The sequence below is a fragment of the Mycolicibacterium arseniciresistens genome (genome assembly GCF_030519285.1).
In the GTDB taxonomy this organism is placed as follows: Bacteria; Actinomycetota; Actinomycetes; order Mycobacteriales; family Mycobacteriaceae; genus Mycobacterium; species Mycobacterium arseniciresistens.
Genome location: NZ_JAUMSQ010000490.1, coordinates 1 through 2,628, shown reverse-complemented (window position 1 = coordinate 2,628; position 2,628 = coordinate 1). Strand labels below are relative to the sequence as shown.

At 71.1% G+C, this 2,628-nt stretch carries 3 protein-coding genes; all 3 read right to left on the bottom strand.

The window, feature by feature from the left end:
• Positions 1–1,419, bottom strand: a 1,419-nt coding sequence (locus tag Q2100_RS30900) for a PP2C family protein-serine/threonine phosphatase (RefSeq protein WP_302917077.1), incomplete at its 3' end; no start/stop codon positions are given.
• The gene (locus tag Q2100_RS30895; protein WP_264011818.1) at positions 1,416–1,880 is read right to left on the bottom strand and encodes an FHA domain-containing protein FhaB/FipA; all 465 of its coding nucleotides are present in this window, start codon (positions 1,878–1,880) and stop codon (positions 1,416–1,418) included. The genes Q2100_RS30900 and Q2100_RS30895, both read right to left, overlap by 4 nt.
• Positions 1,881–2,072: 192 nt before the next feature.
• A partial coding sequence (locus Q2100_RS30890; RefSeq protein WP_302917076.1) for an FHA domain-containing protein occupies positions 2,073–2,628 on the bottom strand: 556 nt, incomplete at its 5' end.

Sequence of the window (2,628 nt, the reverse complement as noted above, 5' to 3'; positions counted from 1 at the left end):
CGGGCCGCCCGCCGTGGCGCCGGGTGTGGGTGCGACGGTCCGCGGTGTCTCGGGCGCCGGCGCGTTGCCACCGGTGGTCGCCGGAGCGTTCGGCACACCCGGGGACTGCGGCGACCCGGGCAGATGCGGTTGTGTTTTCGGGGCGGGCGTCGGCTTGGGCGCCTGGCAGATCGGCAGTAGCGAATCGCGTGCCAGCTGGTTGATCTGGCCGATCGCCTCGTCCTCGGAGCCGGTCGGCAGCCCCGCGATCACCTGGCGCTGTTCGGACTGCTTGAGGTCGGCGACGCGGAACAGCTCACAGTCGCGCGGCGCCTGGCCGGGGTTGATCAGGGTGAGGCCGTCGCGGGCGGTGAGGCAGCCCTGGCGGTAGGGCTCCTGGAGGTGATAACCCAGGATCGACCCGGGCACGCCGCGCATGATCGACACCGTGCCGTCGTCGTCGCTGACGTAGTAGTTGTTGCGGACGATCTCGCGGCCGATGGCCAGCCCGGCGAGGGCCACCAGGATGAGCAACACCGCGGCGATGATCATCCGGCGCTTCGAGCGCGGCTTTCGGGCGTCCTCCGCGGGTTGCGGCACAACACGTTTGGGCTCGTTGCGCTTCGGATTGAACGCCGACGCGCGGCCCGCCGCGGTGTTGGGCGGGGGTTGGTCGGCGTCGCCCGACACGGCGCCGGCCAGGATCGGCTGGGTCTGTCCGTAGTCGTAGTCCACGACGTCGGCGACCACCACGGTGACGTTGTCCGGTCCGCCACCGCGCAGCGCCAGCTCGATCAGCCGGTCGGCGCTCTCGGCGACGTCCGGGATCTGCATCGCCTCGGCGATGGTCTCGTGGCTGACGGGGTCGGACAGCCCGTCCGAGCACAGCAGGTAGCGGTCGCCCACCCGGGCCTCGCGGACGATCAGCGTGGGCTCGACCTCGTGGCCGGTGAGCGCCCGCATGATCAGCGACCGCTGCGGGTGGCTGTGCGCCTCCTCGGCGGTGATGCGGCCCTCGTCGACCAGGGTCTGGACGAAGGTGTCGTCCTTGGTGATCTGGGTGAGCTCGCCGTCGCGCATCAGGTAGCCGCGCGAGTCACCGATGTGCACCAGGCCGAGGCGGTTGCCCGCGAACAGGATGGCGGTGAGCGTCGTGCCCATGCCCTCGAGCTCGGGATCGGCCTCGACGTGCGCCGCGATGGCCGAGTTGCCCTCGGCGACGGCGGAATCCAGTTTGCCGAGCAGGTCGCCGCCGGGCTCGTCGTCGTCGAGATGGGCCAGTGCGGCGATCACCAGCTGCGAGGCGACCTCGCCCGCCGCGTGCCCGCCCATGCCGTCGGCGAGGGCCAGCAGGCGCGCACCGGCGTAGACCGAGTCTTCGTTGTTGGCACGAACCAGGCCGCGGTCGCTGCGCGCGGCGTACCGGAGAACCAGCGTCACGGGCGCAGCTCGATCACCGTCTTGCCGATTCGAACCGGCGTGCCAATCGGAACCTTTACCGCCGTCGTCACCTTCGCCCTGTCGAGGTATGTGCCGTTGGTCGATCCTAGGTCCTCCACGTACCACTCCGAACCTCGTGGGGACAGCCGGGCGTGCCGGGTGGAGGCGTAGTCGTCGGTGAGCACCAGCGTCGAGTCATCGGCGCGGCCGATCAGCACCGGCTGGCTGCCCAGGGTGATCCGGGTGCCGGCGAGCGCGCCCTCGGTGACCACCAGCTGCCGGATCACGTTGCGCTGCCGGTTCGGCAGCAGCGAACCGCGCAGCGCCAGGCCGCGGCGCACCATCACCGCGCCGGTGGGCGCGTAGATGTCGGTGCGCAGGATCCGCAGCACCGACCAGATGAACAGCCACAGCAGCAACAGGAATCCGACGCGCGTCAGCTGCAGCACCAACCCCTGCATCTGACGTTCCTCTCGTTCCCCGATCCGTACTCCTCGCCGCATCAACACGGATCCCCGGGTCGCTGCGCCCTGCCCGCCGGTCCAGCCTGCGGTCGTCGGCAACGTCACGATACTTGGACGCTGTTCGACGTGGAGGTGAAGCCTTCAGCTTCGCCCGCGGCTGTGCCCAGGTCGTGACCCAGCCGCGATCAGTCAGTGAACGCGGACGATGATCTCGGAGTGCCCGAGCCGGATGACGTCGCCGTCAGCCAGCTGCCATTCCTGGACCGGTGCGTTGTTCACGGTGGTGCCGTTGGTCGAGTTGAGGTCCGACAGCAGCGCGACCTGCCCGTCCCAGCGGATTTCCAGGTGCCGCCGTGAGACGCCGGTGTCGGGCAGCCGGAACTGGGCGTCCTGGCCGCGGCCGATCACGTTCGCGCCTTCGCGCAACTGGTAGGTGCGGCCGCTGCCGTCGTCGAGCTGCAGCGTGACGGTCGCCCCACCGGCCGGGTAGTCGCCCTGCCCGTAGGCGCCGCCGTAGCCACCGCCTGCCTGCTGGCCGTACTCGTAGTCGCGGCCCGCGGGCTCGGCGTAACCGGCCTCGCCGTAGCCGGCCGGCTCGGCGTAGCCGCGGCCGCCGCCGTACTCCTGCTGCCCGTAGTCCTGGCGTCCGTACTGGCCGCCGCCGTAGCCGCCCTGGTCGGGGTAGCCGCCCTGATCCGGGTAGCCGCCGCCCTGGTCGGGATAACCGGGCCGGCCGGCCGGGGCG

Coding starts and splice junctions, on each gene's coding strand:
- Q2100_RS30895 (WP_264011818.1), bottom strand. CDS start 1,880: ATGCAGGGGTTGGTGCTGCAGCTGACGCGCGTCGGATTCCTGTTGCTG.